Source organism: Erwinia sp. Leaf53 (assembly GCF_001422605.1).
Taxonomy (GTDB): domain Bacteria; phylum Pseudomonadota; class Gammaproteobacteria; order Enterobacterales; family Enterobacteriaceae; genus Erwinia.
The window spans coordinates 41,770-66,034 of the sequence record NZ_LMLK01000008.1; the positions used below are offsets into that span (position 1 = coordinate 41,770).

Genomic DNA, 24,265 nt, shown 5'->3' on the forward strand with positions numbered 1-24,265 from the left:
GATTATTTCTCCTGTGCCGGTGGTGACGCAGGTGCCGCGTTGGCAGACGGGGCTGCCGCACTTCCGGCCGGCTGCGCCAGCAGGTTACGTACGCGGGTCTGCATCAGTTTGTCGAGAACAGGCTGGCTCTCAAGCGCATCCGGCACGTCCATCGACACGCTCTGCTGGCTCAGCTCATCCAGCTGGCTGAGGAAGGCTTTGGTATTGGCATCGCTGGTGTCATACCAGGCACGCACCCAGCCGGAGACGGTGTCGATCGACTGCTTGTAGATCTCATCCTGATGGCGCGGCACCGCCTGAGCGGCGATCAGCAGACGCGAACGGATGTTCTCGCGCAGATAGACGTCCTGATTTGGTGCCAGCAGCGGTTCAGCGGTGGCGTCGCGGCGGCGGATGGTAATAAAGTCATCCATAAAGTTATGCCAGCTTTTTACCAGGTTCTGCCGCCATTCGCGCAGCGAGGAGGAGAGCTCGCCGCTGTTAGCATCCATCGGTTCATCGTCGTTATCGTTGTCGGCCAGACGCAGGTTGTCGATGCCGTTAGACAGCTGGTTGAGGCGAAGAATAATGCCGTCGTAATCCACCTGGCTTAAGGCGGACAGCGTGCTGATATCGGCAGTCAGGGCGCGGCGCGCGTCGATCAGGCTGGGATCGTGCATATCGGCGAGGCTGGCATCGGCACTTTTTAACAGCACCGCGGCCGTGGTGACGTCCTGATCGCTCCACAGTTTGCGTCCGGCCAGTTTAACCAGATAGTCGGCCTGGGCCAGCAGCCAGGTTTGCGCATCGCTGCCTGAAATGGCGGTGACTTTCTCTTTTAACTCGTCAAGCTGCTGGCTTAAGGCGCTCTGCTGCTGACGCGCCGTCTCCAGCGCGCTGGCCTGGGTGGCGAGCTGTTTCAGCAGCGACTGGCGATCGCCGACCGACTGCTGTTGCAGCTCTGCCAGCTGCGCCGTGAGCGCCTCACTGGCCTCTGTCTGCAGTGCGGCCTGATGTTTGTCGTTCAGATACAGGCCGACACCCAGCGCCAGCGCGATAGCAATCGCCACTCCCCCTAACAGGGCTCCGCTGTTTCTCTGCCGGGCATCGCTGTTTTTCAGCGGCCGCGGCGGCGTCACCGGCGTCTCTTTTTCGACCGCAGGGGTGGTCTCTTCAACCATGGCGGAGGAATCTTTGTGTTCCGTCATTGTGGCTCATCCCATATTTAAGTGTGTTAGTGCGGGTGTAACGCGCGCAGCAGCGCGTCGTTATCGGCGCCCCCGGCAACCTCAATCGTTTTCCAGCCAAGCTGGCTGGCCAGTCCTGCCAGACGGTCGCTGACCACCACTAGCCGGCAGTGCAGCAACCACTGGTCACGGTCAACCGGCGGGAACAGCATATACAGCTGTTGCAGCATTTCGCCGCTGGTAACCACCAGCGTATCGATCGCCCGATCGCGCCAGCGGCGACCCTCTTCGGCCCCCTGATAGTGCTTAGCACAGCGTTGATAGCACTCGATAAACTCTACCTGAGCGCCACGGCTATGCAAGGTTTCCGCCAGCAATTCGCGACCTCCGTTACCGCGCAGGATCAGCGCCCGGCGGCCAGCCACCTGCTGCAGAGCGGGGAGTTGTATCAGCACCTCACTGGTTTCCTGCTCGTGCGGCCAGGTGACCTGATGGCCGCTGGCCGCATGCAGCGCCAGTGCGGTGCTGCGCCCTATAGCATAATAGTTCAGGCTGGCGGGCCAGGTGAGCCCGGCGCGAATAACGGCAGGATGAGCATAATGCACCGCCTGTCCGGAGAGGGCAAAAACCAGGTCCCCTGCCGTCAGCGCGGCCAGCCGGGCTGGCAGGCTGCTCAGCTGTTGCCCGGGGGTAAATTCAATCAGCGGCATGGCCCAGGCAACCTGCCCGCGGCCGCGCAGACGACTAACCAGCTCGTCGGCGGCCGGTGCCGGGCGGGTGACCAGAATGGTCATGCCGGGGGATTTCCCTGATAAACCTCGGCGAGGATGTCGCGCGCGCCTTTCTCCAGCAGCTCTTCCGCCAGCGAGATACCCATTTTTTCCGCGTCATCGCGCGGGCCACGGCGCTCGCCGCAGATCATCTGGCTGCCGTCCGGGGAGCCGACCAGGCCACGCAGCCACAGCCGATCGCCTTCCAGGATTGCATAACTGCCGATCGGCACCTGGCAACCGCCTTCCAGCCGCAGGTTCATCGCCCGCTCCGCGCGCACGCGGCAGGCGGTATCTTTGTCATTCAGCACCGCCAATAGCGCGATGGTATCAGCATCATCCAGGCGACACTCAATACCTACCGCGCCCTGGCCGACGGCGGGTAACGACTCTTCAGCCGGCATCACCTGACGGATGCGTGCGTGCAGACCCAGCCGCTTAAGGCCTGCCACCGCCAGGATAATCGCATCGTACTCGCCGGCATCCAGCTTGCCGAGGCGCGTGCCGACGTTGCCACGCAGCGAGCGGATCACCAGATCCGGACGGCGGGCGCTCAGCTGGCACTGGCGGCGCAGGCTGGAGGTGCCCACAATCGCGCCCTGCGGTAGCGCATCCACTGACTCATAGTGATGAGAAACAAAGGCATCGTGTGGGTCTTCACGCTCACAGATGGTCACCAGCCCCAGCCCTTCAGGGAACGCCACCGGCACATCTTTCATCGAGTGCACGGCAATGTCGGCACGGCCGTCGAGCATCGCCTGTTCCAGCTCTTTAACGAACAGCCCTTTGCCTCCGACCTTCGCCAGCGGCGTGTCGAGGATCACATCACCACGGGTGACCATCGGCACAAGTTCCACGCGCAGGCCGGGATGGCAGCTGAGTAAACGTTGCTGGACATACTCGGCCTGCCACAGCGCCAGCGGACTCTGCCGGGTGGCGATTCTTAAAATTTTATCTGACATGCTTGATACCGTTTTGATTGCTCACCGAATATCCTACCAAAGAACCGCCGTCGGCGTGAGGGATTCGCCTTTTTTAACCTTCTGGCAACATACAGCTGGTCAGGGTGACGGTAAAACGTGCTAAACTGTTAGCTAGCGCAACTTTCTTTACGGTCAATCTCTCTGATGTTAGATTGATCACGTTTCCAGCAATATTCTGCACAACTCACTCTAAAATAAGTGGCAGACGGCGGAAACAGGGTTCTTGACTACCTTTGCAGGCCCGAAGGGTAGAAGCACTGGGATAATCAGGCGAGACGTCTTGTACCTCTACATTGAGACACTGAAACAGAGACTGGATGCCATTAACCAGCTGCGCGTAGACCGCGCACTGGCTGCGATGGGACCTGCTTTCCAGCAGGTTTACAGTCTGCTGCCAACCTTATTACATTATCATCATCCGCTGATGCCGGGTTACCTTCAGGGTAGCGTTCCACATGGCATCAGCTTCTACACGCCTGATGATAATCAAAAGAAATATCTTGCTGATTTAGAAGAAGAATCAACGTCACCTGCGGCACTGCCTCCGCAGGGTGAAATGCCGATCACCGGCGTCTACTCGATGGGCAGCACCTCTTCGGTTGGGCAGAACAGCACCTCCGATCTCGACATCTGGGTCTGCCATCATTCGTGGCTGGACAACGATGAACGCCTGAACCTGCAGAAAAAATGCACGCGGCTTGAGAAATGGTGCGCGTCGATGGGCGTGGAGGTCAGCTTCTTCCTGATCGATGAAAACCGCTTCCGTCACAATGAAAGCGGCAGCCTCGGCGGTGAGGATTGCGGTTCTACGCAGCACATCCTGTTGCTGGACGAGTTTTACCGTACCGCGGTGCGGCTGGCCGGTAAACGTATTCTGTGGAATATGGTGCCGTGCGAGGAAGAAGAACATTACGACGACTACGTAATGTCGCTCTGGCAACAGGGCGTACTGACGCCGAACGAGTGGCTGGATCTTGGCGGGCTCGGCACGCTGTCCGCCGAAGAGTACTTCGGCSCCAGCCTGTGGCAGCTGTATAAAAGCATCGATTCGCCCTATAAGGCGGTGCTGAAAACGCTGCTGCTGGAAGCCTATTCGTGGGAGTATCCTGCTACCCGCCTGCTGGCGATGGATATTAAACAGCGCCTGCACAACGGTGAGATCGTCTGTTATGGCCTGGATGCCTACTGCATGATGCTGGAGAGGGTTACCCACTATCTGACCAGCATTGATGACCATGCCCGGCTGGATCTGGTGCGCCGCTGCTTTTATCTGAAGGTGTGTGAAAAACTGTCGCAGACGGGTGAAACCCCGGGGTGGCGACGTGAAATCCTCAGCCAGCTGGTGGCCGAATGGGGCTGGGATGCCGCCCGTCTGGCGGTGCTCGACAGCCGTGCCGACTGGAAAATTGCCCAGGTGCGCGAGGCGCATAATGAACTGCTGGATGCGATGATGCAGAGTTATCGCAACCTGATCCGCTTTGCCCGCCGCAACAATTTAAGCGTCAGCGCCAGCCCGCAGGATATCGGGGTGCTGACGCGTAAACTGTATGCCGCTTTTGAGGCGCTACCCGGTAAAGTCACGCTGCTTAACCCGCAGATCTCACCGGATCTCTCTGAACAGCATCTGACCTTTATTCACGTGCCAAACGGCCGCGCCAACCGTGCCGGCTGGTACCTGTATAACCAGTCACCTGATATGAGTTCGATCGTCAGCCATCAGCCGCTGGAGTATAACCGTTACCTGAATAAGCTGGTGGCGTGGGCGTGGTTCAACGGTTTGCTGACCAGCAAAACGCGCCTGCACATTAAAGGCAACGCCGTCTGCGACCTGGCGCGGTTACAGGAGCTGGTTGCCGACGTGTCGCACCATTTCCCGCTGCGTCTGCCGTCACCGACGCCGAAAGCGCTCTACAGCCCGTGCGAAATTCGCCATCTGGCGATCATCGTCAACCTGGAATATGACCCGACGATGGCGTTCCGCAATCAGGTGGTGCATTTCGATTTCCGCAAGCTTGATGTGTTCAGCTTCGGTCAGCAGCAGCAGTGCCTGGTCGGCAGCATTGACCTGCTGTACCGCAACTCGTGGAATGAGGTGCGTACCCTGCACTTCAACGGCGAGCAGGCGATGATTGAAGCGCTGAAAACCATTCTTGGCAAAATGCATCAGGATGCCTCTCCGCCGGATGCCGTCGAAGTGTTCTGCTACAGCCAGCATCTGCGCGGTTTAATTCGTACCCGTGTGCAACAGCTGGTCTCTGAATGCATTGAGCTACGGCTCTCCAGCACCCGTCAGGAACCGGGGCGCTTTAAGGCGCTGCGCGTAGCGGGGCAAACCTGGGGGCTGTTCTTCGAGCGCCTGAGCGTCTCCGTGCAGAAGCTGGAGAATGCGGTCGAATTTTACGGTGCCATCTCGAATAATAAACTGCACGGCCTGTCGCTGAAGGTGGAAACCAACCAGACCCGCCTGCCGGCGGTGGTCGACGGGTACGCCAGTGAAGGCATTATTCAGTTCTTCTTTGAAGATACCGAAGACGATCACGGCTTCAATATCTATATCCTTGATGAAAGTAACCGGGTTGAGGTCTATCACCACTGTGAGGGCAGTAAAGAGGAACTGGTGCGTGACGTCAGCCGCTTCTATTCTTCCTCACACGATCGTTTCACCTACGGTTCAAGTTTTATCAACTTTAATCTGCCGCAGTTTTATCAGATCGTTCAGGAACAGGAACGTTTTCAGGTTATCCCATTCCGCAACCAGGTGTTAAATTCGCTGCGCGTGGTGTCGGGTGATGATGAACGTGAAGAGGTTACCCGCCTGTACCAGACACATTAACCCGGCAGAACCTGGCGCGTAATGAAAGCGCCGGGTTTAATGCGGTCATCTTGCCGTACCTGGCACATATCAAATCTGCGCTATTCCCCCACGTAAGAACGTTCATTTGCTGACGCCACGCGGCTATCTCATTTCCCATTATTTTCTAAAAATCGCTTATGGAAAAATAAAATCAAGCCTTAAAGTTATTAATAATGGATTAATAAGTGGTTTCTTTAAATCATTAATGTTCAATTTAATAGTGTTTAAATCCACATTTAGATGGTTAGGTGGTGTTTTATGCTGATTTTTAGGTTTTTGTTCGAGTTTTTAAATGCATTCTGCTTTTTCAGGTTATCGGTCTTATTTTAATTTGTTATGGCCTTAATATTTTGGAAATATAGCCCGCACTTTTGGTCTGCCTGACGTTTGTTAATTCATGAAGATTAAGAGTGAGTAATCTCCAGTAGCTTTCTTCCCGCTTTGTGTAGTGGGATATTTTAAATATTGTCATCCTTTCGATGATTTATTCTGTTATAGGGTTAGAATATGAATTTTAGTAAGATTGCAGCAGTACTGTCACTGTCTTTATTAGCTTGTGCTTCCGCCAATGCGGCGAATAAAACGGACGGTAGTGTATCCAAAAAAATCACGCTAACTGCCCAGATTAGTGACAGTATCTATGTGTCAAAGCCGGATGGTTCAAGCTGGTATAACACCGAAGAGCTGGAAGCTGACGATAATAAACAGAAACATTTCTCGAAAATGCTGCCGGTACGTGTCTGGTCTAAAAACAAAGACTTCACCGTTTCTCTGGCTCAGCCGCTGACCTTATCCAGCGGTCATTATGAGATGCAGAACCCGAAAGTTACCCTGGCTACCCCGCAGGGCGATCTCAATGTGACCTATGGCAGTGCGCAGACCGTGACTCAGGTCGCCAGCAGCGAAGGGGGCTTTGACGGCGTCTATAACCTGAGTATTGATGTTGATGCACCACCTGAAGCGGTCAAGGGCAGCCCTTCCACAAATGGCAGCTACAGTGGCGATCTGGTCATGCTGTTCGAACCCTCTGCCGGCGTAGAGTTCTGATGTGTTAACCCCGACGCTGTCGGGGTTATTTGACTGGCGTATTTCGGCAAAAAAATATGAAAACCAGGCACCGCAAAAACCCGTTATCGGTTGGTAAGGGGTGGATGGTTATTGCTTTCGCAGTGAGTTCTGCAAATTCATTCGCCCAGATGAATATCTCTTACGGTGTGCCGGAGGGCTTTAGCCCGGCAGAGCTGGACGAGGGTGCTCGTTATCTGGGAACCTTTAATGGAGTGACTTTGCCGGACTTTATCACCCCCACGCCGGGCAATGACCGGTTGACCTTTGATCGGCAAAAATATGCCGATAATGGTGTGGCGGAGGAAGATATTGCGACGTTGAAGAGCCTGCTAACGCAGTTTGATTACTCAGACTGCGAGCGGGGATGTGACGTCACTCTGGCGGGGTACCATATCGCACTGGATAAACTCCGGCGTACCCTGGCTGTTCACGACAGCCACAGTGATTTTGTGGCGCCCGACACGCATTTTGGCCTGGTGCATAACCAGTCCGTCGATTTACGCGCGTCTTCCGATCGCTATCGAGCGATGAATCTGAATGGTAATGCCTGGCTGGGACTGCCTTCGCGTGCTTTCGGTTATCTGAACTGGTTTAGCGGCACCACTACCCGCGATCGCCAGCGCACGCAGACGCACGGTGTGTCATCCTGGTACCTGCAGAAAAATTTTCACGCTTACTATCTGCGCGCGGGTAAGCAGAGCAGCGCCGATTTCTCGGCAGGCACGATTACCACGCTGCTGACACCCGGCTTCGATCTGTTTGCGACGCTGGGTAGCCAGACGTATCTGCAAAATCAGAATGAGTCCGGGGCACTTGTCCTGTTTTCTGCCGCCGAGGGTAACTATGAGTTCTACCGCCAGGGACGCATGATCCTCAAAAGGCATGCCGTGCTGGGGCGTAACGAAATCAGTTATGCCGACCTGCCTGGCGGATATTATCCGCTTGAGATCCGCCTGGTGGACCGTGACGGGCGGTTGATCAATACCGACATACAGGAAGTCAGCAATATCCAGTTTGGCAGCGGACAACAAGCCTGGAATCTGACGGTGGGGCAGGAAGCACAAACCCGTCTTTCCCTGCTGCGGGCCTCCCTGAGTCACGATATGCACTGGTTTTTTATGAACAGCTCCCTGTTAAGCGGGCAGCGCGGTAAATGGGCAGGGGAAGTCAACCTGACCCGGCCAATGCCGGTTGGCGATCGTCAACTGACGCCGACGCTGGGCCTGCTGAGTGGCGAAGCGCGCAGCGGTGGCTATGCCAGCCTGAGCACCAGCAGTGCGACGGCCGGTTCACTGACGGTCAGCCACTACCTCAACAACCGGGTGTCCGGATTATACCAGGGATCCGCCAGCACCAGCCTCTCTTACAGCAGGCAGCTGGGTGACGTGACGCTCAGCTACCGCTATTTGCGTTATGTCTCCAGCCGTCAGCAGCAGGTGGAGGCGCGTTGGAATTACCGTCCGGGCGGCGTGTGGGCCACGTTTTCTTTGGGTATCCAGAACGGTGGCTACCAGCTGTCATCAGGTAACTATGGCCTGTATTTCAATACCAGCTGGAGCCTGAGTGATTCCCAGGCCAGCTTCAGCGCCGCCCGCTCGGGCGGAGAGACGCAGCTGAGCGGCGACTACCGTAAAACTTTCCACGATGACTTCGGGGAGACCACGGCAGGCACCACCGTGAGCCGCGCCGATCGCCATACCAGCGCCAGTCTCTATGCCAGCCGTTCAGGTGCCCGTGGCAGTACGTCACTGAATGTCGGGCAGAGTGAAGGCATTGCGCACGCGGACTTTAACTATCGCGGCATGGTGGCGGCCAGCTCGCAGGGGATGGCGCTGGGCAGTTACAGCGACAGCGGTGCGGCTATGCTGCTGGAAACGCCGACGGCGGGGGGATTGCCCTATCGCTTCAGCGTCGAGAATACGCCGGTAACCGGCGGGCACCGTTACGCCGTGCCGCTGAAAACCTACGCCGATATCCCGTTTGCGCAGGTGGTCAGCGAAAGTCGCGACATGGATATCAATGTTGAAGTCCCGGCCAATATCGTTCGCGCACACCCGGGCCAGGTTTACAGCGCTCGTGCTTCGGTGGATGTCAGCCTGCTGTATCACGGCTTTATGAAAGATCGTTTCGGCAAACCTGTCAGCGGGAGCATTGAGCAGACCGGTGATGCCGTCTATGCCAACGGTCTGTTCTCCATCACCAGTAAGACCCTGCTGTCGCAGGTGATCGTACGCAGTGCTACAGGGCGTTATCTTTGCGATCTCACCCGGCCTGGCGGCGTGGACTACCCGTGTCAGGCACTAAATCAGAACATAATCAGGAAATAACGATGAATTTAAATAACGGGCTGGCGATGCTGGCCACCGCAACCATCATGCTGTGCTCTTCTCTCCCTGCGCTTGCGGCCGGGGAGTTGCTGGTGCTGCCGACCAGCACCCGTGTGCTCCATGCTCAGGAACAGACGATAAAAGTGCGTAACGACGGCGATGCCCCGTTGTATCTGGCGATCAACCTGGCCCAGGTCAGTAATCCGGGCCTGGTGCCTGAGCATAAACTGATGCTGCGCGATCTTCCCCATCCCGGCATGCTGGCAACCCCCGAAAAGCTGGTGCTGGGACCGAATCAGAGCCGGGAAATCCATCTGAAATCCCTTGAAGAGCCAGAGCAGGAAGCGCTTTACCGCTTATACATTACGCCAGTCAACGCCTTCAGCGTTACCGACGCACCGCAGGAAAGGATTGCCGCCCCCATGTCATTTGCGGTGGGTTACGGTGTGCTGGTGCGCCATCTTCCCGCTCCGGAACGGCAAAAAAACAGCTGGACGTATCGGTGTGACAATAAACAGATTGCGCTGAGCAATACCGGCAATGTGCGTCTCAGACTGTCAGAAATGCAGCTGCTGCCCGGCGGTCACAGCCCGCAGAGTGCGATCGGTCTGTTTCCCGGCATGCCGCAGCGCTTCAACGCCAGCAAAATAACCATGAACGTTGATGACCAGCCGGTGACGGTGAGCTGTTCGTGAACCGCCTGCTGATCCTGCTTGCCGCGCTCAGCGCCGCGCTGCCGGTGACCGGAGCCCGCGCGGCGGGCGTGCTCAGGCTGGCGCACAGCGCGATCAGCGTGGAGGGCACGCGACCAGCGGAAAAGCTGGAGGTGGAGAACACCGGTGATTCACCACTCTACCTGGAGGTCAGCCAGGAGTGGGTGCAGGTGCCGCTCGGCCAGCCCGAAGTGCGTTTGCCGGTTGGCAATGTGCCGAACCCTTCATTACTGGTTAATCCGCCGCGTCTGGTACTGCGCCCCGGTCAGAAACGGTTGCTGGATGTCACCGTGGTACGCCAGCCGCGTGAGCAACAGATCTGGCGCGTCACCTTTCGCCCGCGTGAACGGCACCGGGTACAGCCGATCGGCGATCCGCGGGCGCAGGCACCGATACTGATCAGCGTAGGTTACGGCGTGGTGATTTATCAGCGTGGCAGCGCCTCTGCTGTTCTGCCAGCGCAGGAAACATAACTGATGGCTTTAGCACCTAAAAATGCCTTGCTGCTGCTGTGCCTGCTGCCGGCCTTGTGCACGGCTCAGGTGATACTTAAGGGTAAAACCAGTAGCAAAGTCAGTGGTCACGTGGTCAGGGCGAATACGCTGTTGGTCACCGATGACCACGGGGGCTGGTATGAACAGGGCGTGGTCATGAGCCAGCCCGGGGCGTTCAACTCCCCGTATGAAGTCGCACTGCCGCTGCGGGTAACGTCCAGCTCCGGGGTCTTTCAGGTACGTATGGACACCCCACTGATCCTGCAGCATCAGGACCGGCCGGCGCTACAGTTTCGCCCTGCGGAGGTGAAAATGGGCGCAACGGATGACACCCAGCAGACGCTGACGCTAACCAGCCAGGTGTTCCGCAATCCGCCAGCCGCTTCGCAGGGGGAGGATAGCGTAGGTGATTTCCTGCTCAGTATTACCGCATTGCCGCCAGCCGGCGAGTTTAACACGGTGACAGGAACGTACAGCGGGGTGCTGTCCCTGACGTTTGAGCCGGTGCTGGAATGATAATGAAAACGGTGATGTTTCTTCTGGTAACGCTGTCCTGTAGCCAGGCGGTAGCCACGATCGATGTGCTGCCTAAGCTGATTGAGGTGCAGGGAATAACGCGCACCGCGGTGACGGTGATCAACCGTAGCGACCACCCGGAGTTTGTCAGCGTGGCGTTATCGCGGCTGCTGAATCCGGGCGTACCCTGGGGGGAAGAGCGACTGGAGCCGGTGGGTCAGGCGCGCACGCCGCAGCTTTATGCTTATCCTTTCCGGCTGTCGCTGGCGAAAGGGCAGTCGAAAACCATCACGCTGCAACCCCTGTCGGCAGTGCAGCAGGAGACGGTGTGGCGGCTGAACATCACCTCCGTGGCGGCGCTCTCAGGCAGTACGCAGGAAACCCTGGGCGGTGGGGTCGCCGTTAACCTCAGCTTCAGCACGCTGGTGCGCCAGCTGCCGGAAAAACAGACCCGTGCGATTGAGCACCTCTGCGGTGCGAACCGCATCACCTTAACGGCGACCGGCACCACCCGCTTTCCGGTTAAAGGGATGACGGTGGATGGCGTGCCGCTGGAAACGTTTAACGTGTATCCCGGCACACCGGTCGCGATCGCCGGCCACCACGCCGTCGTCGATGGAAAAGTTGTGTGCCATTAACCACATCAACCCATAGCTACTGTCGCCGTGGGTTGTTCCGATACTCAGGTAAATAAGATGAAAAAAAAAACGGTAACCGCGCTGTTAGCGCTATCGTTGTGGGCGCTGGCTGAAGGCAGTGCTTCGGCATCCGGCATAGCTACGGCAAACGTGGCGAGCCGCTATAGCGAATGCTCGCTGGTGGACAACGGTAACGGTACCAGTACTGCCTCGGTGACTATTGATTTTAACCCTGCAGAGAACAATACCAACGAAGATATTTTCTTAAGTCGCGGTTTACTGTTCAATTTGTACGATAAAAATGGTGTTCCGCAGGGTGCCTCCTCTGTTTCTGCCAGTTTGGATGGTGAGGCAAGCCAGGATAAAGAAATCAACGCGGGCTACGTGCTGGTTCGTGGCATGGTGGGAGCGTGGGATAACGATCAGGCCCTGCATGCGCGAGCCACGGTCAATTTCCATAACGGAGCAATGGCTGACTGGCCTGCCGTTTTCATCCGTGCCGCTAACTATGTTGCCGGTCAGAATCAAGTGGCAGCCATGATTGGCGGAGCCTACATCACCGCAGAGGCTAATGGCCGCTGCAGGCTGGTCAAAGATCCGGTGACTCCCCCTCCTTTTGATATCAATATTACTGTTGATGCTCCGGACTGGGATCTGGGCGAAATCGATACCGGCATGCAGAGGATACCGCTCGATACCAGCCAGGATCGGCTTTGCCTGAAATATACCGACAGCGAAACGTCGGGCAAGCCGTTTATTATTAACGCCAGCAATCAGAACGGCATGGCTGACGGTCGCTATCAGTTAAAAAACCTGCAAGAGAGCTCGCAGGTCATACCTTACGAGCTGATCCTGGAGAATGGCAGCCGACAGGTGCTACTGCCCAACAACAGCTCTGCCTCAATCCCACTGGATAAGGGAGGGAAGACCTGCTTCAGCCCGCTGTTTCGTACCTTTGCGCCAAAAACTATCCAGCCGGGTGACTACAGCGACGTGCTGACCTTTACCGTGGTCACCCCAACCTGAGCCGGAAACCGCCTGCTTTTCCTGTTGCTTTTCATACTTCACCTGCGATTATAGAGAGCAAACAGGCATCACTATTGAGCAGAATGCGAATGAAGACACAGATATGCCGACTGGCGCTGATCCTGGCGGCGGCCAGCCTGGCGGGATGTGGCCTGAAGGGGCCGCTCTACTTCCCGAAAGATGAACCAACCCAGCCACAAACCGCCGCGACGGCGAGCGCTACCGCGAACAACCCGCAGGCAGCCGTCACGTCCCCGGGGCAGAGTGTGCCAGCGGCCCAGTAAACGATGACGTACCCGGCGGAGCAGAACATGCAGTTCTCGAAAATGCACGGCCTTGGCAATGACTTTATGGTGGTCGATGCCGTCACCCAAAACGTTTATTTCTCCCCTGAGCTGATCCGCCGCCTGGCTGACCGGCATCTGGGGATCGGTTTCGATCAGCTGCTGATCGTCGAACCGCCTTACGATCCCGACCTTGATTTCCACTATCGCATCTTTAACGCCGACGGCAGTGAAGTGGCGCAGTGCGGCAACGGTGCGCGCTGTTTTGCCCGCTTCGTGCGCTTAAAAGGGCTGACCAACAAGAGCGACATCCGCGTCAGCACGCAAACCGGCCGCATGGTGCTGAGCGTCAGCCAGGATGAGCGGGTTTGTGTGAATATGGGCGAACCCAACTTCGAGCCTTCTCAGGTGCCGTTCCGCGCCAATAAAGCGGAAAATATCTACCTGATGCGCGCGGCCGAACAGACGGTGATGTGCGGCGTGGTGTCGATGGGCAACCCGCACTGCGTGCTGCAGGTCGACAGTGTGAAAACCGCCGCGGTGGAGACGCTGGGGCCGGTCCTTGAAAGCCATGAACGCTTCCCGGAGCGGGTCAACGTCGGCTTTATGGAAGTGGTCAGCCGCGAACATATCCGCCTGCGCGTCTATGAGCGCGGCGCCGGCGAGACCCAGGCCTGCGGCAGCGGCGCCTGTGCGGCGGTGGCGGTGGGCATCCAGCAGGGGCTGCTGGCGGACACCGTGCGGGTCGACCTGCCCGGTGGTTCGCTGAATATCGCCTGGCAAGGCCCGGGTCAGCCGCTGTTTATGACCGGCCCGGCCACCCACGTTTATGACGGATTTATCCACCTATGAAAACGGTCGGTGAGCCACAGCAGGACAGCGCCGGCGGCGAAATGCTGCCGGACGATCGCAGCGTCAGCGAATACCTGCTGCAGAACCCGGACTTCTTTATCCGCAACGCCCGCCAGGTTGAGCAGATGATCGTGCCGCACCCGGTCCGTGGCACCGTGTCGCTGGTGGAGTGGCAGCTGGCGCGTCAGCGTAATCACATCCAGGAACTGGAAGAAGAGATTACCCTGCTGATGCAGCAGGCCAGCGCTAACCAGCAGCTGTTCGACCGGCTGTTTGATCTGCAGGGGCGGCTGGCGTCAGCCCCCAGCCTGCACGAGATGCTCAACCGCCTGCATCGCTGGGCGCGCGACCTCGGGCTGGCTGGGGCTAACGTGCGTCTGTTCAGCGAGCAGTGGCGCATCGGCGCGCCGTCTGATTTCACCCAGCTGGCGCTGCCACGGCAGGCGTTTGAGCCGGTGCGCATCCAGCGGCTGGGCAAACAGAACCACTATCTTGGCAGCCTTAACGGCCCGGAACTGCTGCTGCTGCTGCCGCAGGCGAAAGCGATCGGCTCGGTGGCGATGTCGCTGTTGGGCGAACGTGGCGATCTCGGGGTGCTGATGTTCAGCAGCCGCGACAGCCAGCACTACCAGCCCGGCATGGGCACCACCCTGCTTCAGCATCTGGCCCTGATGCTGCCGCCGCTGCTGGAAAACTGGGTGGAACGGGCGTGACCAGCGACTCGCCGCTGCTGCCTGCCGTTGAGGGCTTTCTGCGTTACCTCAGGGTGGAGCGCCAGCTCAGTCCGCTGACGCAAATTAACTATCGTCGCCAGCTGGAGGCGATCGTCCAGCTGCTGGATGCGCTGAAGCTCGGCGACTGGGCGCAGCTGGATGCCGCAAAAGTGCGCGCGCTGGCCGCGCGTAGCAGCCGTAACGGGCTGAAGCCCGCCAGCCTTGCGCTGCGCCTTTCCGCGCTGCGCAGCTTTCTTGACTGGCTGGTAGGCCAGGGCGCGATCGTCGCCAACCCGGCCAAGGGCGTGGCCACGCCGCGCGCGCCGCGCCATCTGCCGAAGAATATTGACGTTGATGAGGTCAATCGCCTGCTGGATATTGACCTCAACGATCCGCTGGCGGTGCGCGACCGCGCGATGCTGGAAGTGATGTACGGTGCCGGTTTACGTCTCTCCGAGCTGGTCGGCATCGACCTTGGCCATCTCGAGCTGGCCTCCGGCGAAGTGTGGGTGACCGGTAAGGGCAGCAAAGAGCGCCGGCTGCCGGTGGGCCGCACCGCGGTCAGCTGGCTGGAGAACTGGCTGGCGCTGCGCGAGCTGTTTGTTCCACAGGATAACGCCTTGTTTCTGTCGAAGCAGGGTAAACGCATCTCCGCACGCAACGTGCAGAAGCGCTTCGCCGAGTGGGGCATTAAGCAGGGGCTGGCCAGTCACGTGCATCCGCACAAGCTGCGCCACTCGTTCGCCACGCATATGCTGGAATCCAGCGGCGATCTGCGCGCGGTGCAGGAGCTGTTAGGCCACGCCAATCTGACCACCACCCAGATCTACACCCATCTCGACTTTCAACACCTGGCGTCGGTTTACGATGCCGCCCATCCCCGTGCGAAACGAGGAAAATCCTGATGCACTTCTACCGACCGCTACGCCCGATCGCCGCGATGACCTTCGATCTCGACGATACCCTGTATGACAACGCGCCGGTGATCAGGCGCACCGCCATTGAGTCCCACGCCGCGCTGCAGGCCTGGCACCCGTCGCTGCAGGACGTCACTCCGGCGCAGTATCAGCAGGTGCGTAACCGCCTGCTGGCCGCCGAGCCGGAAATTTATCACGACGTCAGCGAATGGCGTCGTCGTGCCGTTGAGCAGGTGATGCTGGATGCCGGCATTGCCGCCCCGCAGGCCGCCCGGGGATCGCGTGAAGTGATGGCGATCTTTGCGCAGTGGCGCAGCAGGATTGAAATCGCGGATGAGACCCACCGCACGCTGGCCGCGCTGGCGGAGCGCCTGCCGCTGGTGGCCGTCACCAACGGCAATGCCGAACCGCACCTGTTCGGGCTGGATAAGTACTTTCAGTTTATCCTGCGTGCCGGCCCGGACGGCCGCGCCAAACCGTATCAGGACATGTACCAGCTGGCGGCCAAACGGCTCAATCTGGCACCCCAGCAGATCCTGCACGTCGGTGACGACCTGACCACCGACGTGGCCGGTGCCGTGCGCTCTGGCCTGCAGGCGTGCTGGATCAACCTGCGTGAAGGCAACCTGATGCACATCAACGATGCGCGCCTGTTACCGACGCTGGAAATTTCACGGTTGGCATCGCTGACCGCGCTGATATAATAAGCTGGTTAAATAACCAGTAGAGCGCATGCCGCTCGCGACTCAACGGTGCCTATGGACGTTTCTGATCTGCTCGACAGCCTGAATGACAAACAACGCGACGCGGTAGCCGCCCCGCGCAGTAACCTGCTGGTACTGGCCGGTGCCGGCAGCGGTAAAACCCGCGTGCTGGTGCACCGCATCGCCTGGCTGCTGTCGGTTGAGAACTGCTCTCCTTATTCAGTGATGGCGGTGACCTTCACCAACAAGGCGGCGGCGGAGATGCGTCACCGTATTGAGCAGCTGATCGGCACCAGCCAGGGCGGCATGTGGATCGGCACCTTCCACGGGCTGGCGCACCGCCTGCTGCGGGCACACCATCTGGACGCCAGCCTGCCGCAGGACTTCCAGATCCTCGACAGCGAAGACCAGCTGCGCCTGCTCAAGCGGCTGATCAAAGCGATGAACCTTGATGAGAAGCAGTGGCCCGCCCGTCAGGGGATGTGGTACATCAACGGCAAAAAAGACGAAGGGCTGCGGCCGAAGCACATCGAAAGCTACGGCAATCCGGTGGAACAGACCTGGCTGCGCATCTACCAGGCCTATCAGGAAGCCTGCGATCGCGCCGGTCTGGTGGACTTTGCCGAACTGCTGCTGCGCGCCCACGAGCTGTGGCTGAACAAGCCGCATATTCTCAACCACTACCGTGAGCGCTTCAGCAATATTCTGGTGGACGAATTCCAGGATACCAACAACATCCAGTACGCGTGGATCCGCATGCTGGCCGGCGACACCGGCAAGGTGATTATCGTTGGCGACGACGACCAGTCGATCTACGGCTGGCGCGGGGCGCAGGTGGAGAACATCCAGCGCTTCCTCAACGATTTCCCGGGGGCGGAAACCATCCGTCTCGAGCAGAACTACCGCTCAACCAACAACATTCTGAAGGCCGCGAATACCCTGATCGCCAACAACAACGGCCGTCTGGGGAAAGAGCTGTGGACCGACGGCAGCGACGGCGAGCCGATTGCCATCTACTGTGCCTTTAATGAACTGGACGAATCGCGCTTTGTGGTCAACCGCATCAAGGTGTGGATGGAAAACGGCGGTGCGCTCAACGACTGTGCCATTCTCTATCGCAGCAACGCCCAGTCGCGCGTGCTGGAAGAGGCGCTGCTGCAGACCAGCCTGCCGTACCGCATTTACGGCGGCATGCGCTTCTTCGAACGCCAGGAGATCAAAGACGCGCTGGCCTACCTGCGGCTGATTGCCAACCGCAATGACGATGCGGCGTTTGAACGGGTCATTAACACCCCGACGCGCGGCATCGGCGATCGTACGCTGGACGTGGTGCGCCAGACCGCCCGTGAACGCCAGCTGACGCTGTGGCAAAGCAGCCGCGCGCTGCTGCAGGAGAAGGCGCTGGCCGGGCGGGCGGCGTCGGCGCTGCAGCGCTTTACCGAGCTGGTTGACGCGCTGGCGGTAGAGACCAGCGAACTGCCGCTGCACGTACAGACCGACCGGGTAATCAAAGACTCCGGCCTGTGGTTAATGTACGAGCAGGAGAAGGGTGAGAAGGGCCAGGCGCGGGTGGAAAACCTTGAGGAGCTGGTCAACGCCACGCGGCAGTACAGCTATCAGGATGAAGACGAAGACCTGATGCCGCTGCAGGCTTTCCTCTCCCACGCCGCGCTGGAGGCCGGTGAAGGCCAGGCCGACAAGTGGCAGGACGCCGTGCAGCTGATGACGCTGCACTCGGCGAAAGGGCTGGAGTTCAGCCAGGTGTTTATCGTCGGCATGGAAGAGGGAATGTTCCCCAGCCAGATGTCGCTGGACGAAGGCGGACGGCTGGAAGAGGAGCGCCGTCTGGCGTACGTTGGCGTCACCCGCGCGATGCAAAAGCTGACCCTGACCTATGCCGAAACCCGGCGACTTTATGGTAAGGAAGTGTATCACCGGCCGTCGCGCTTTATCGGCGAACTGCCGGAAGAGTGCGTGGAGGAGGTGCGCCTGCGCGCCAGCGTCAGCCGCCCGGTTAACCATCAGCGGATGGGCACGCCGGTGACGAAAAACGACAGCGGATTCACGCTGGGCCAGCGGGTGCAGCATGCCAAATTCGGCGAGGGGACCATCGTCAATATGGAAGGCAGCGGTGAACACAGCCGGCTGCAGGTCGCCTTCCAGGGGCAGGGCATCAAATGGCTGGTCGCCGCCTACGCCAGGCTCGAACCGCTCTGAGCCGCCGGTGGGCGCCTGGCCCCGCTTGACGCCTTTTTCGTCTCAGCGTAACATGCGCCCACCATTACCCTAAGAGGACATTCGCCTTGGACACACCCAGTACATACTGGCTCAACGACCTGGATCCCAGGTACAACTCCTAAGGCTATCCTCCTTTGCCGATAGCCTTCGAGGTTGTTGGCGACCGCATTACTCCCCGTCGCTCTGAGTCAGTGTTGCTCGCTGACTGAAACGCATGTTTCCCGTGTTCAAGCGCTTTGTCCCGATTGTTACTGTGAATTGGGAGTACTGCTATGCTGAGCGCATTTAAACTGGACCAGAGCCGTCTGACCCGTCTTGAGCTGGATGAACCCGGCGAAGCGATGACCGCCTCCGTCTGGGTCGACCTGATCGAACCGGAAGAAGCCGAGCGCGATCGGGTGCAGAGCGAGCTGGGCCAGAGCCTGGCCACCCGTCCTGAACTGGAAGACATTGAGGCGTCCGCGCGCTTCTTTGAAGACGAAGATGGCCTGCATATTCACTCCTTCTTCTTTTATGAAGATGCCGACGATCACGCCGGTAACTCCACCGTGGCCTTCACCATTCGCGAAGGGCGCCTGTACACGCTGCGCGAGCGCGAACTGCCGGCGTTTCGCCTCTATCGTATGCGCGCCCGCAACCAGGTGCTTACCGACGGTAACGCCTACGAGCTGCTGCTCGATCTGTTTGAAACCAAAATTGAACAGCTGGCGGACGAGATCGAAAACATCTACAGCGACCTGGAAAAGCTCAGCCGGGTGATTATGGAAGGGCAGCAGGGTGACGAGTTTGACTCGGCGCTGTCGACGCTGGCGGAGCTGGAAGATATCGGCTGGAAGGTGCGCCTGTGCCTGATGGATACCCAGCGCGCGCTGAACTTCCTGGTGCGCAAGGCACGCCTGCCGGGCAACCAGCTGGAGCAGGCCCGCGAGATCCTGCGCGATATCGAATCCCTGCTGCCGCACAACGAATCGCTGTTCCAGAAGGTCAACTTCCTGATGCAGGCGGCGATGGGCTTTATCAACATCGAGCAGAACCGGATTATTAAAATCTTCTCGGTGGTCTCGGTGGTGTTCCTGCCGCCAACGCTGGTGGCCTCCAGCTACGGCATGAACTTTGAGTTTATGCCGGAGCTGAAGTGGAGCTTTGGTTATCCGGGTGCGATTGGCCTGATGATCCTCGCCGGTCTGGCACCGTACGCTTACTTTAAGCGTAAGAACTGGCTGTAAGGCGATGAAAGCAGCATGCCCCGCCTCACCGGCGGGGTTTTTTATTTTACGTTACCACCAGCAGTGAATTAGCGGTTTTCCCTGCTGGCGCTGCCGCAGGATCGGGCCTCGACTCTTGGGTAAATTGTCAGCCTGCGCGCGAACCTGACCGGCGCAGGTTGAACAGCGCATCGATAATAAACAGCGCCAGCGCCGCCCAGATAAAGCCAAAGGTCACCGCCTTATCCGGGGTCATCTGCTCGCCGTAGAACAGCACCGCCAGCAGGAACATCAGCGTCGGGCCGAGATACTGGAAGAAGCCGACGGTGGAGAGGCGCAGCCGCGCGCAGGCGGCGGTAAACAGCAGCAGCGGCACGGTGGTCAGCACTCCGGCCGCCACCAGCAGCAGGTTGAGCGTCAGCGGGTTATTGCCCAGATGGCTGGTGCTGCTGTCCGCAACGCCAAACAGATAGACGGCGGCGGGGATCAGCAGCCAGCAGGTCTCAATCAGCATCCCGGTCTGGGCATCGACGGCGATCTTCTTTCGCAGCAGGCCATAGAACGAGAAACTGATTGCCAGCCCGAGCGCGATCAGCGGGAGTGACCCAAAGGTGATCAGCTGCACCAGCACCCCGCAGGCCGCCAGCGCCACCGCCAGCCACTGCAGGCGGCGGAAACGTTCCGCCAGAAACACCATCCCCACCAGCACGTTCAGCAGCGGATTAATAAAGTAGCCGAGGCTGGCCTCCAGCATATGGTGGTTATTCACCGCCCAGATATACAGCAGCCAGTTACTGCAGATCAGCACCGCTGACAGGGCCAGCAGCAGCACCTTCTTTGGCTGTCTCAGCACCGCGCTGACGCTGCGCCAGTTACGGCTTACGGTCAGCAGGATCAGCATAAAGAAGAACGACCAGATCACCCGGTGGGTCATGATTTCGCCGGCGGCCACCTGCTGGATTAGTTTGAAATAGGCGGGGGCCACGCCCCAGATAAAATAGGCGCCCAGCGCGAACAGGATGCCCCGGCGCGTCTCTTGTGCATTCATTGTGCAAGTACTCAATAAGTCAGACGATGGCCGGGCCTGAACCCGGCACCGGCGTGACGTGAATTAACCCACCATATAGGTCGCGTGCGCGCTGGCGATATGCAGGCCGGCCTCGTTATGCAGTTCTACCCGGGCGACGGAGACTTTGTTACCGCCGCGCAGCAGGCTGCTGCAGGCGATGAATCGCTCACCGCGCCCCGGCCGCAGATAGTCCACCCGCAGATCGATGGTGCCCATACGCGACAGGCGCTGGCGCAGCTCCTCTTCCGGGATGCTCTCATGGCGGGTCAGGGCGCTGGTGACGCACACCAGCCCTGCCGCGACGTCGAGCACCGAGGCAATCACCCCGCCGTGCAAAATTTTCTGGGCGGCGTTGCCGACCAGCATGGTCTGATTGCTCAGGCTGAGTTCGGCATAGTCGTTATCCAGCCGATCCAGCTCCAGCCCGAGCGCCCGGTTAAACGGCATATGATAGACAAAAATTTCACCGAGCAGCCGGCGCGCGGCCGCCTGATCAAGGGGTACAGCTGACATCATGAAGGGTCCTGATACGTCGCTAAGAGGTAAACAAAAGGTTAACAGAGCGCCTAGTTTATGCCGGGCGGCCCGCGCTTTCCACTTTCGGAAAACTGCGCTGATGATGGCAGCACTTTATGTGTAAAATGGCGCTCTTTTCCTTCCCTTAATTTTTCTCCCTGGAGAACACTATGGCTCTGCTGAAAGGGTGGCTGGCAACGGCGCTCCTGTTTCCCACGTTAGTACTGGCACAGGAAGCCACCGTTAAAGAGGTCCACGACCGCCCGGACGTGCCTGGCAGCATCATTGCCAACCTGCTGGAGAAGCACGACAATCCGTTTGTGCTCTATCCGTATGAAAACAACTATCTGCTCTATACCTGGACCAGCGACATCAATAAAGACGCGATCGCGTCCTACAACTGGGCCGATAAAGCCAAGCACGATGAGGTGAAGTTCCAGCTGAGCCTGGCGTTCCCACTGTGGCGCGGTATTCTCGGTGACAACTCGGTGCTGGCTGCCTCCTATACGCAAAAATCCTTCTGGCAGCTCTCTAACCGTGGTGCTTCCTCGCCGTTCCGCGAAACGGACTATGAGCCGCAGATTTTCCTCGGCTGGTCTACCGACTACAGCCTGGGCGGCTGGACGCTACGGGATGTGGAAACCGGCTTTAACCACCAGTCTAACGGCCGTTCGGAACCGACCTCGCGCAGCTGGAACCGCGTCTATGCGCGGCTGATGGCGGAGAACGGCAACTGGCTGGTGGAGGTAAAACCCTGGTATCGCCTGCCGGAGAGCGAGAGCAATGATGATAACCCGGATATCACCAAGTACATGGGCTACTACCGTCTGACGCTGGGCTACCAGGCAGGCGACAGCATCTTCAGCGTGCGCAGCAACTACAACTGGAACAGCGGTTATGGCGGCGCTGAACTGGGCTGGAGCTACCCGATCACCCAGCACGTCCGCTTCTACACTCAGGTGTTCAGCGGCTATGGCGAATCGCTGATTGACTATAATCACAAGCAGACCCGCGTTGGCGTTGGCGTCACGCTGAACGATCTGTTCTGACCTTAACTGGCGGGCAGGGAAGCCCGGTGACAGCGGTCAGACAGGGGCGTGCTGAGCCACGGGTGAGCCCACCGGCAGCGCCTGCGGCCGTGCGCAGAGTTATCTGTCCGGCCCGCCGCCTGCTTGCACCGTTCTGCGTAACACCTTCCGGAAAAGAGAAAAAGCTCACGATAATCCTGATCTCCCCCGGCACATCGGGTATCATCGCAGCCTGGTTGAGTCTTGCTCAGCCACCGTTTCAGGCCACATCCGATCGGGTCTTTCACGCCCGGTTGCGCTTCACACCACTTCGAATTTGGGGACAACGTGTCTACGGCAGCAGTAATCAATCAGGAAACGCTGGCGCTTCAGGTTCTGCGCGATACCTTCGGCTACCAGCAGTTTCGTCCGGGACAGCAGACTATCATTCAGGAATCGCTGAACGGGCGTGACTGTCTGGTGGTGATGCCGACCGGCGGCGGTAAGTCACTCTGTTATCAGATCCCGGCGCTGGTGCGCGAGGGCCTGACGCTGGTGGTGTCGCCGCTCATCTCGCTGATGAAAGACCAGGTCGACCAGCTGCTGGCTAACGGCGTGGCGGCGGCGTGCCTGAACTCCACGCAGACGCGGGAGCAGCAGCAGGAGGTGATGGAGGGCTGCCGCAGCGGTCGCGTGCGCCTGCTGTACATCGCCCCGGAACGCCTGATGATGGACAACTTCATTGACCGGCTGAGCCAGTGTAACCCGGCGATGCTGGCGGTGGATGAGGCGCACTGTATTTCGCAGTGGGGCCACGATTTCCGTCCGGAATATGGCGCGCTGGGCCAGTTGAGAAAACGGCTGCCGCAGGTGCCGGTGATGGCGCTGACCGCCACCGCCGATGAAACCACCCGTAACGATATCGTGCGCCTGCTGGCGCTGGAAGATCCGCTGATTCAGATCAGCAGCTTTGACCGCCCGAATATTCGTTACACGCTGGTGGAAAAGTTTAAGCCGACCGAGCAGCTGCTGCGCTACGTGCAGGACCAGGGCGGCAAGTGCGGCATCATCTACTGTAACAGCCGCGCCAAGGTGGAAGACACCGCCGCGCGTCTGCAGAGTAAGGGGCTGAGCGTAGGTGCCTATCACGCCGGCATGGATAATGCCCACCGCTCGCAGGTGCAGGAAGGTTTCCAGCGCGACGATCTGCAGATCGTCGTCGCCACCGTGGCGTTTGGTATGGGTATCAACAAGCCCAACGTGCGCTTTGTGGTGCACTTCGACATCCCGCGTAATATCGAGTCCTACTACCAGGAGACCGGCCGCGCCGGGCGCGACGGCCTGCCGGCGGAAGCGATGCTGCTGTACGATCCGGCCGATATGGCCTGGCTGCGCCGCTGTCTGGAAGAGAAAGCGCCGGGGCCGCTGCAGGACATTGAACGCCACAAGCTGAACGCGATGGGGGCCTTTGCCGAAGCGCAAACCTGCCGCCGTCTGGTGCTGCTTAATTACTTCGGCGAAGGCCGTCAGCAGGCGTGCGGTAACTGCGACGTCTGCCTCGATCCACCGCGCCGCTACGACGGGCTGGTGGAGGCGCAAAAGGCGCTCTCCTGCATTTATCGCGTCGGCCAGCGTTTTGGTATGGGCTACGTGGTAGAGATCCTGCGCGGTGCCAACAATCAGCGCATCCGTGACTTCCAGCATGACAAGCTGCCGGTGTACGGCATCGGTCGCGAGCACAGCCATGAGCACTGGACCAGCGTGCTGCGCCAGCTGATCCACCTGGGGCTGGTGACGCAGAACATCGCCATGCACTCGGCCCTGCAGCTGACCGAAGCCGCACGGCCGGTGCTGCGCGGCGAGTTGCCGCTGCAGCTGGCGGTGCCGCGCCTGCCGAGCCTTAAACCGCGTCATACCAGTCAGAAGTCCTACGGCGGTAACTACGACCGTAAGCTGTTTGCCAAACTGCGTAAGCTGCGCAAGGCGATTGCAGATGAGGAGAACGTGCCGCCGTATGTGGTCTTTAACGACGCCACGCTGATTGAAATGGCGGAACAGATGCCGCTGACCGCATCTGAGATGCTGAGCGTCAACGGCATCGGGCAGAAGAAGCTGGAGCGCTTCGGTAAGCCGTTCCTGGTGATGATTAAAGAGCACGTCGACGGCGACGATGATGAATAACGTCCCGTAACCGGGCTGTGATTA

General features: G+C 59.0%; 22 protein-coding genes. 17 read left to right on the forward strand and 5 right to left on the reverse strand.

Going from position 1 to position 24,265, the window contains the following annotated elements:
- Nucleotides 1-2: 2 nt before the first annotated feature.
- The 3 genes from hemX to hemC are packed head-to-tail and all read right to left on the reverse strand — an operon-like array spanning nt 3 to nt 2,898.
- A complete protein-coding gene (gene hemX, locus ASF13_RS08360) occupies nt 3-1,187 on the reverse strand; it encodes a uroporphyrinogen-III C-methyltransferase (protein ID WP_056234743.1) in 1,185 nt (394 codons plus the stop codon).
- Nucleotides 1,188-1,213: 26 nt separating this feature from the next.
- Complete coding sequence (gene hemD / locus ASF13_RS08365; RefSeq protein WP_056234746.1) at nt 1,214-1,960, reverse strand: uroporphyrinogen-III synthase; 747 nt, start codon at nt 1,958-1,960, stop codon at nt 1,214-1,216.
- Nucleotides 1,957-2,898: a hydroxymethylbilane synthase gene (hemC, locus tag ASF13_RS08370; protein ID WP_056234749.1), complete on the reverse strand. Its 942-nt coding sequence runs from the start codon at nt 2,896-2,898 to the stop codon at nt 1,957-1,959. The genes hemD and hemC overlap by 4 nt, the downstream gene beginning before the upstream one ends.
- A 301-nt stretch (nt 2,899-3,199) precedes the next feature.
- On the opposite strand from hemC, the gene ASF13_RS08375 reads away from it, so the two are divergent.
- The 15 genes from ASF13_RS08375 (at nt 3,200) to corA (ending at nt 19,489) form a co-directional block, all read left to right on the forward strand.
- Nucleotides 3,200-5,752, forward strand: a complete 2,553-nt coding sequence (locus tag ASF13_RS08375; RefSeq protein ID WP_156365573.1) for a class I adenylate cyclase — start codon at nt 3,200-3,202, stop codon at nt 5,750-5,752.
- Nucleotides 5,753-6,280: 528 nt separating this feature from the next.
- Nucleotides 6,281-6,820, forward strand: a complete 540-nt coding sequence (locus tag ASF13_RS08380; protein WP_056234753.1) for a CS1 type fimbrial major subunit — start codon at nt 6,281-6,283, stop codon at nt 6,818-6,820.
- A 122-nt stretch (nt 6,821-6,942) separates the two neighbouring features.
- Nucleotides 6,943-9,168 (forward strand): TcfC E-set like domain-containing protein, encoded by a 2,226-nt coding sequence (locus ASF13_RS08385; RefSeq protein WP_162237187.1) that lies wholly within the window; start codon nt 6,943-6,945, stop codon nt 9,166-9,168.
- A 2-nt stretch (nt 9,169-9,170) separates the two neighbouring features.
- Nucleotides 9,171-9,863: a hypothetical protein gene (locus ASF13_RS08390; RefSeq protein ID WP_056234759.1), complete on the forward strand. Its 693-nt coding sequence runs from the start codon at nt 9,171-9,173 to the stop codon at nt 9,861-9,863.
- A complete protein-coding gene (locus ASF13_RS08395; protein WP_056234762.1) occupies nt 9,860-10,354 on the forward strand; it encodes a hypothetical protein in 495 nt (164 codons plus the stop codon). The genes ASF13_RS08390 and ASF13_RS08395 overlap by 4 nt, the downstream gene beginning before the upstream one ends.
- Nucleotides 10,355-10,357: 3 nt before the next feature.
- Nucleotides 10,358-10,891 carry a hypothetical protein gene (locus ASF13_RS08400; RefSeq protein ID WP_056234765.1) on the forward strand — a complete coding sequence of 178 codons (534 nt, stop codon included), beginning with the start codon at nt 10,358-10,360 and terminating at the stop codon, nt 10,889-10,891.
- A 2-nt stretch (nt 10,892-10,893) separates the two neighbouring features.
- Nucleotides 10,894-11,529, forward strand: a complete 636-nt coding sequence (locus ASF13_RS08405; RefSeq protein WP_072166333.1) for a hypothetical protein — start codon at nt 10,894-10,896, stop codon at nt 11,527-11,529.
- Between the two features lie 57 nt (nt 11,530-11,586).
- A complete protein-coding gene (locus ASF13_RS08410; RefSeq protein WP_056234768.1) occupies nt 11,587-12,555 on the forward strand; it encodes a hypothetical protein in 969 nt (322 codons plus the stop codon).
- An 89-nt stretch (nt 12,556-12,644) separates the two neighbouring features.
- Nucleotides 12,645-12,839, forward strand: a complete 195-nt coding sequence (locus tag ASF13_RS08415; RefSeq protein WP_056234771.1) for a lipoprotein — start codon at nt 12,645-12,647, stop codon at nt 12,837-12,839.
- A 27-nt stretch (nt 12,840-12,866) separates the two neighbouring features.
- Nucleotides 12,867-13,691, forward strand: a complete 825-nt coding sequence (gene dapF / locus ASF13_RS08420; protein ID WP_056234864.1) for a diaminopimelate epimerase — start codon at nt 12,867-12,869, stop codon at nt 13,689-13,691.
- A complete protein-coding gene (locus ASF13_RS08425; protein ID WP_056234773.1) occupies nt 13,688-14,404 on the forward strand; it encodes a DUF484 domain-containing protein in 717 nt (238 codons plus the stop codon). Before dapF ends, ASF13_RS08425 begins: the two co-directional genes overlap by 4 nt.
- Nucleotides 14,401-15,309: a tyrosine recombinase XerC gene (xerC, locus tag ASF13_RS08430; protein WP_056234776.1), complete on the forward strand. Its 909-nt coding sequence runs from the start codon at nt 14,401-14,403 to the stop codon at nt 15,307-15,309. The genes ASF13_RS08425 and xerC overlap by 4 nt, the downstream gene beginning before the upstream one ends.
- Nucleotides 15,309-16,025: a 5-amino-6-(5-phospho-D-ribitylamino)uracil phosphatase YigB gene (gene yigB, locus ASF13_RS08435; protein WP_056234779.1), complete on the forward strand. Its 717-nt coding sequence runs from the start codon at nt 15,309-15,311 to the stop codon at nt 16,023-16,025. The genes xerC and yigB overlap by 1 nt, the downstream gene beginning before the upstream one ends.
- Nucleotides 16,026-16,079: 54 nt before the next feature.
- A complete protein-coding gene (uvrD, locus tag ASF13_RS08440) occupies nt 16,080-18,242 on the forward strand; it encodes a DNA helicase II (protein ID WP_056234781.1) in 2,163 nt (720 codons plus the stop codon).
- A 293-nt stretch (nt 18,243-18,535) separates the two neighbouring features.
- Nucleotides 18,536-19,489, forward strand: a complete 954-nt coding sequence (corA, locus tag ASF13_RS08445) for a magnesium/cobalt transporter CorA (RefSeq protein WP_056234783.1) — start codon at nt 18,536-18,538, stop codon at nt 19,487-19,489.
- A 127-nt stretch (nt 19,490-19,616) separates the two neighbouring features.
- On the opposite strand, the gene rarD is transcribed toward corA, so the two are convergent.
- Nucleotides 19,617-20,516, reverse strand: a complete 900-nt coding sequence (gene rarD, locus ASF13_RS08450; RefSeq protein ID WP_056234786.1) for an EamA family transporter RarD — start codon at nt 20,514-20,516, stop codon at nt 19,617-19,619.
- Between the two features lie 63 nt (nt 20,517-20,579).
- Complete coding sequence (locus tag ASF13_RS08455) at nt 20,580-21,050, reverse strand: thioesterase family protein (RefSeq protein WP_056234867.1); 471 nt, start codon at nt 21,048-21,050, stop codon at nt 20,580-20,582.
- Nucleotides 21,051-21,223: 173 nt separating this feature from the next.
- On the opposite strand from ASF13_RS08455, the gene pldA reads away from it, so the two are divergent.
- Together pldA and recQ are read left to right on the forward strand one after the other, a co-directional pair.
- Nucleotides 21,224-22,102 (forward strand): phospholipase A, encoded by an 879-nt coding sequence (pldA, locus tag ASF13_RS08460; protein WP_056234787.1) that lies wholly within the window; start codon nt 21,224-21,226, stop codon nt 22,100-22,102.
- Nucleotides 22,103-22,408: 306 nt separating this feature from the next.
- Nucleotides 22,409-24,241 (forward strand): ATP-dependent DNA helicase RecQ, encoded by a 1,833-nt coding sequence (gene recQ, locus ASF13_RS08465; protein WP_056234790.1) that lies wholly within the window; start codon nt 22,409-22,411, stop codon nt 24,239-24,241.
- The last annotated feature ends 24 nt before the right edge of the window (nt 24,242-24,265 follow it).

What these genes read in the sequence shown, in the direction of transcription:
- hemX (WP_056234743.1), bottom strand. Translation starts at nt 1,187, where the DNA reads ATGACGGAACACAAAGATTCCTCCGCCATGGTTGAAGAGACCACCCCT.
- hemD (WP_056234746.1), bottom strand. Translation starts at nt 1,960, where the DNA reads ATGACCATTCTGGTCACCCGCCCGGCACCGGCCGCCGACGAGCTGGTT.
- hemC (WP_056234749.1), bottom strand. Translation starts at nt 2,898, where the DNA reads ATGTCAGATAAAATTTTAAGAATCGCCACCCGGCAGAGTCCGCTGGCG.
- ASF13_RS08380 (WP_056234753.1), top strand. Translation starts at nt 6,281, where the DNA reads ATGAATTTTAGTAAGATTGCAGCAGTACTGTCACTGTCTTTATTAGCT.
- ASF13_RS08390 (WP_056234759.1), top strand. Translation starts at nt 9,171, where the DNA reads ATGAATTTAAATAACGGGCTGGCGATGCTGGCCACCGCAACCATCATG.
- ASF13_RS08400 (WP_056234765.1), top strand. Translation starts at nt 10,358, where the DNA reads ATGGCTTTAGCACCTAAAAATGCCTTGCTGCTGCTGTGCCTGCTGCCG.
- ASF13_RS08405 (WP_072166333.1), top strand. Translation starts at nt 10,894, where the DNA reads ATGAAAACGGTGATGTTTCTTCTGGTAACGCTGTCCTGTAGCCAGGCG.
- ASF13_RS08410 (WP_056234768.1), top strand. Translation starts at nt 11,587, where the DNA reads ATGAAAAAAAAAACGGTAACCGCGCTGTTAGCGCTATCGTTGTGGGCG.
- ASF13_RS08415 (WP_056234771.1), top strand. Translation starts at nt 12,645, where the DNA reads ATGAAGACACAGATATGCCGACTGGCGCTGATCCTGGCGGCGGCCAGC.
- dapF (WP_056234864.1), top strand. Translation starts at nt 12,867, where the DNA reads ATGCAGTTCTCGAAAATGCACGGCCTTGGCAATGACTTTATGGTGGTC.
- ASF13_RS08425 (WP_056234773.1), top strand. Translation starts at nt 13,688, where the DNA reads ATGAAAACGGTCGGTGAGCCACAGCAGGACAGCGCCGGCGGCGAAATG.
- yigB (WP_056234779.1), top strand. Translation starts at nt 15,309, where the DNA reads ATGCACTTCTACCGACCGCTACGCCCGATCGCCGCGATGACCTTCGAT.
- uvrD (WP_056234781.1), top strand. Translation starts at nt 16,080, where the DNA reads ATGGACGTTTCTGATCTGCTCGACAGCCTGAATGACAAACAACGCGAC.
- corA (WP_056234783.1), top strand. Translation starts at nt 18,536, where the DNA reads ATGCTGAGCGCATTTAAACTGGACCAGAGCCGTCTGACCCGTCTTGAG.
- rarD (WP_056234786.1), bottom strand. Translation starts at nt 20,516, where the DNA reads ATGAATGCACAAGAGACGCGCCGGGGCATCCTGTTCGCGCTGGGCGCC.
- ASF13_RS08455 (WP_056234867.1), bottom strand. Translation starts at nt 21,050, where the DNA reads ATGTCAGCTGTACCCCTTGATCAGGCGGCCGCGCGCCGGCTGCTCGGT.
- pldA (WP_056234787.1), top strand. Translation starts at nt 21,224, where the DNA reads ATGGCTCTGCTGAAAGGGTGGCTGGCAACGGCGCTCCTGTTTCCCACG.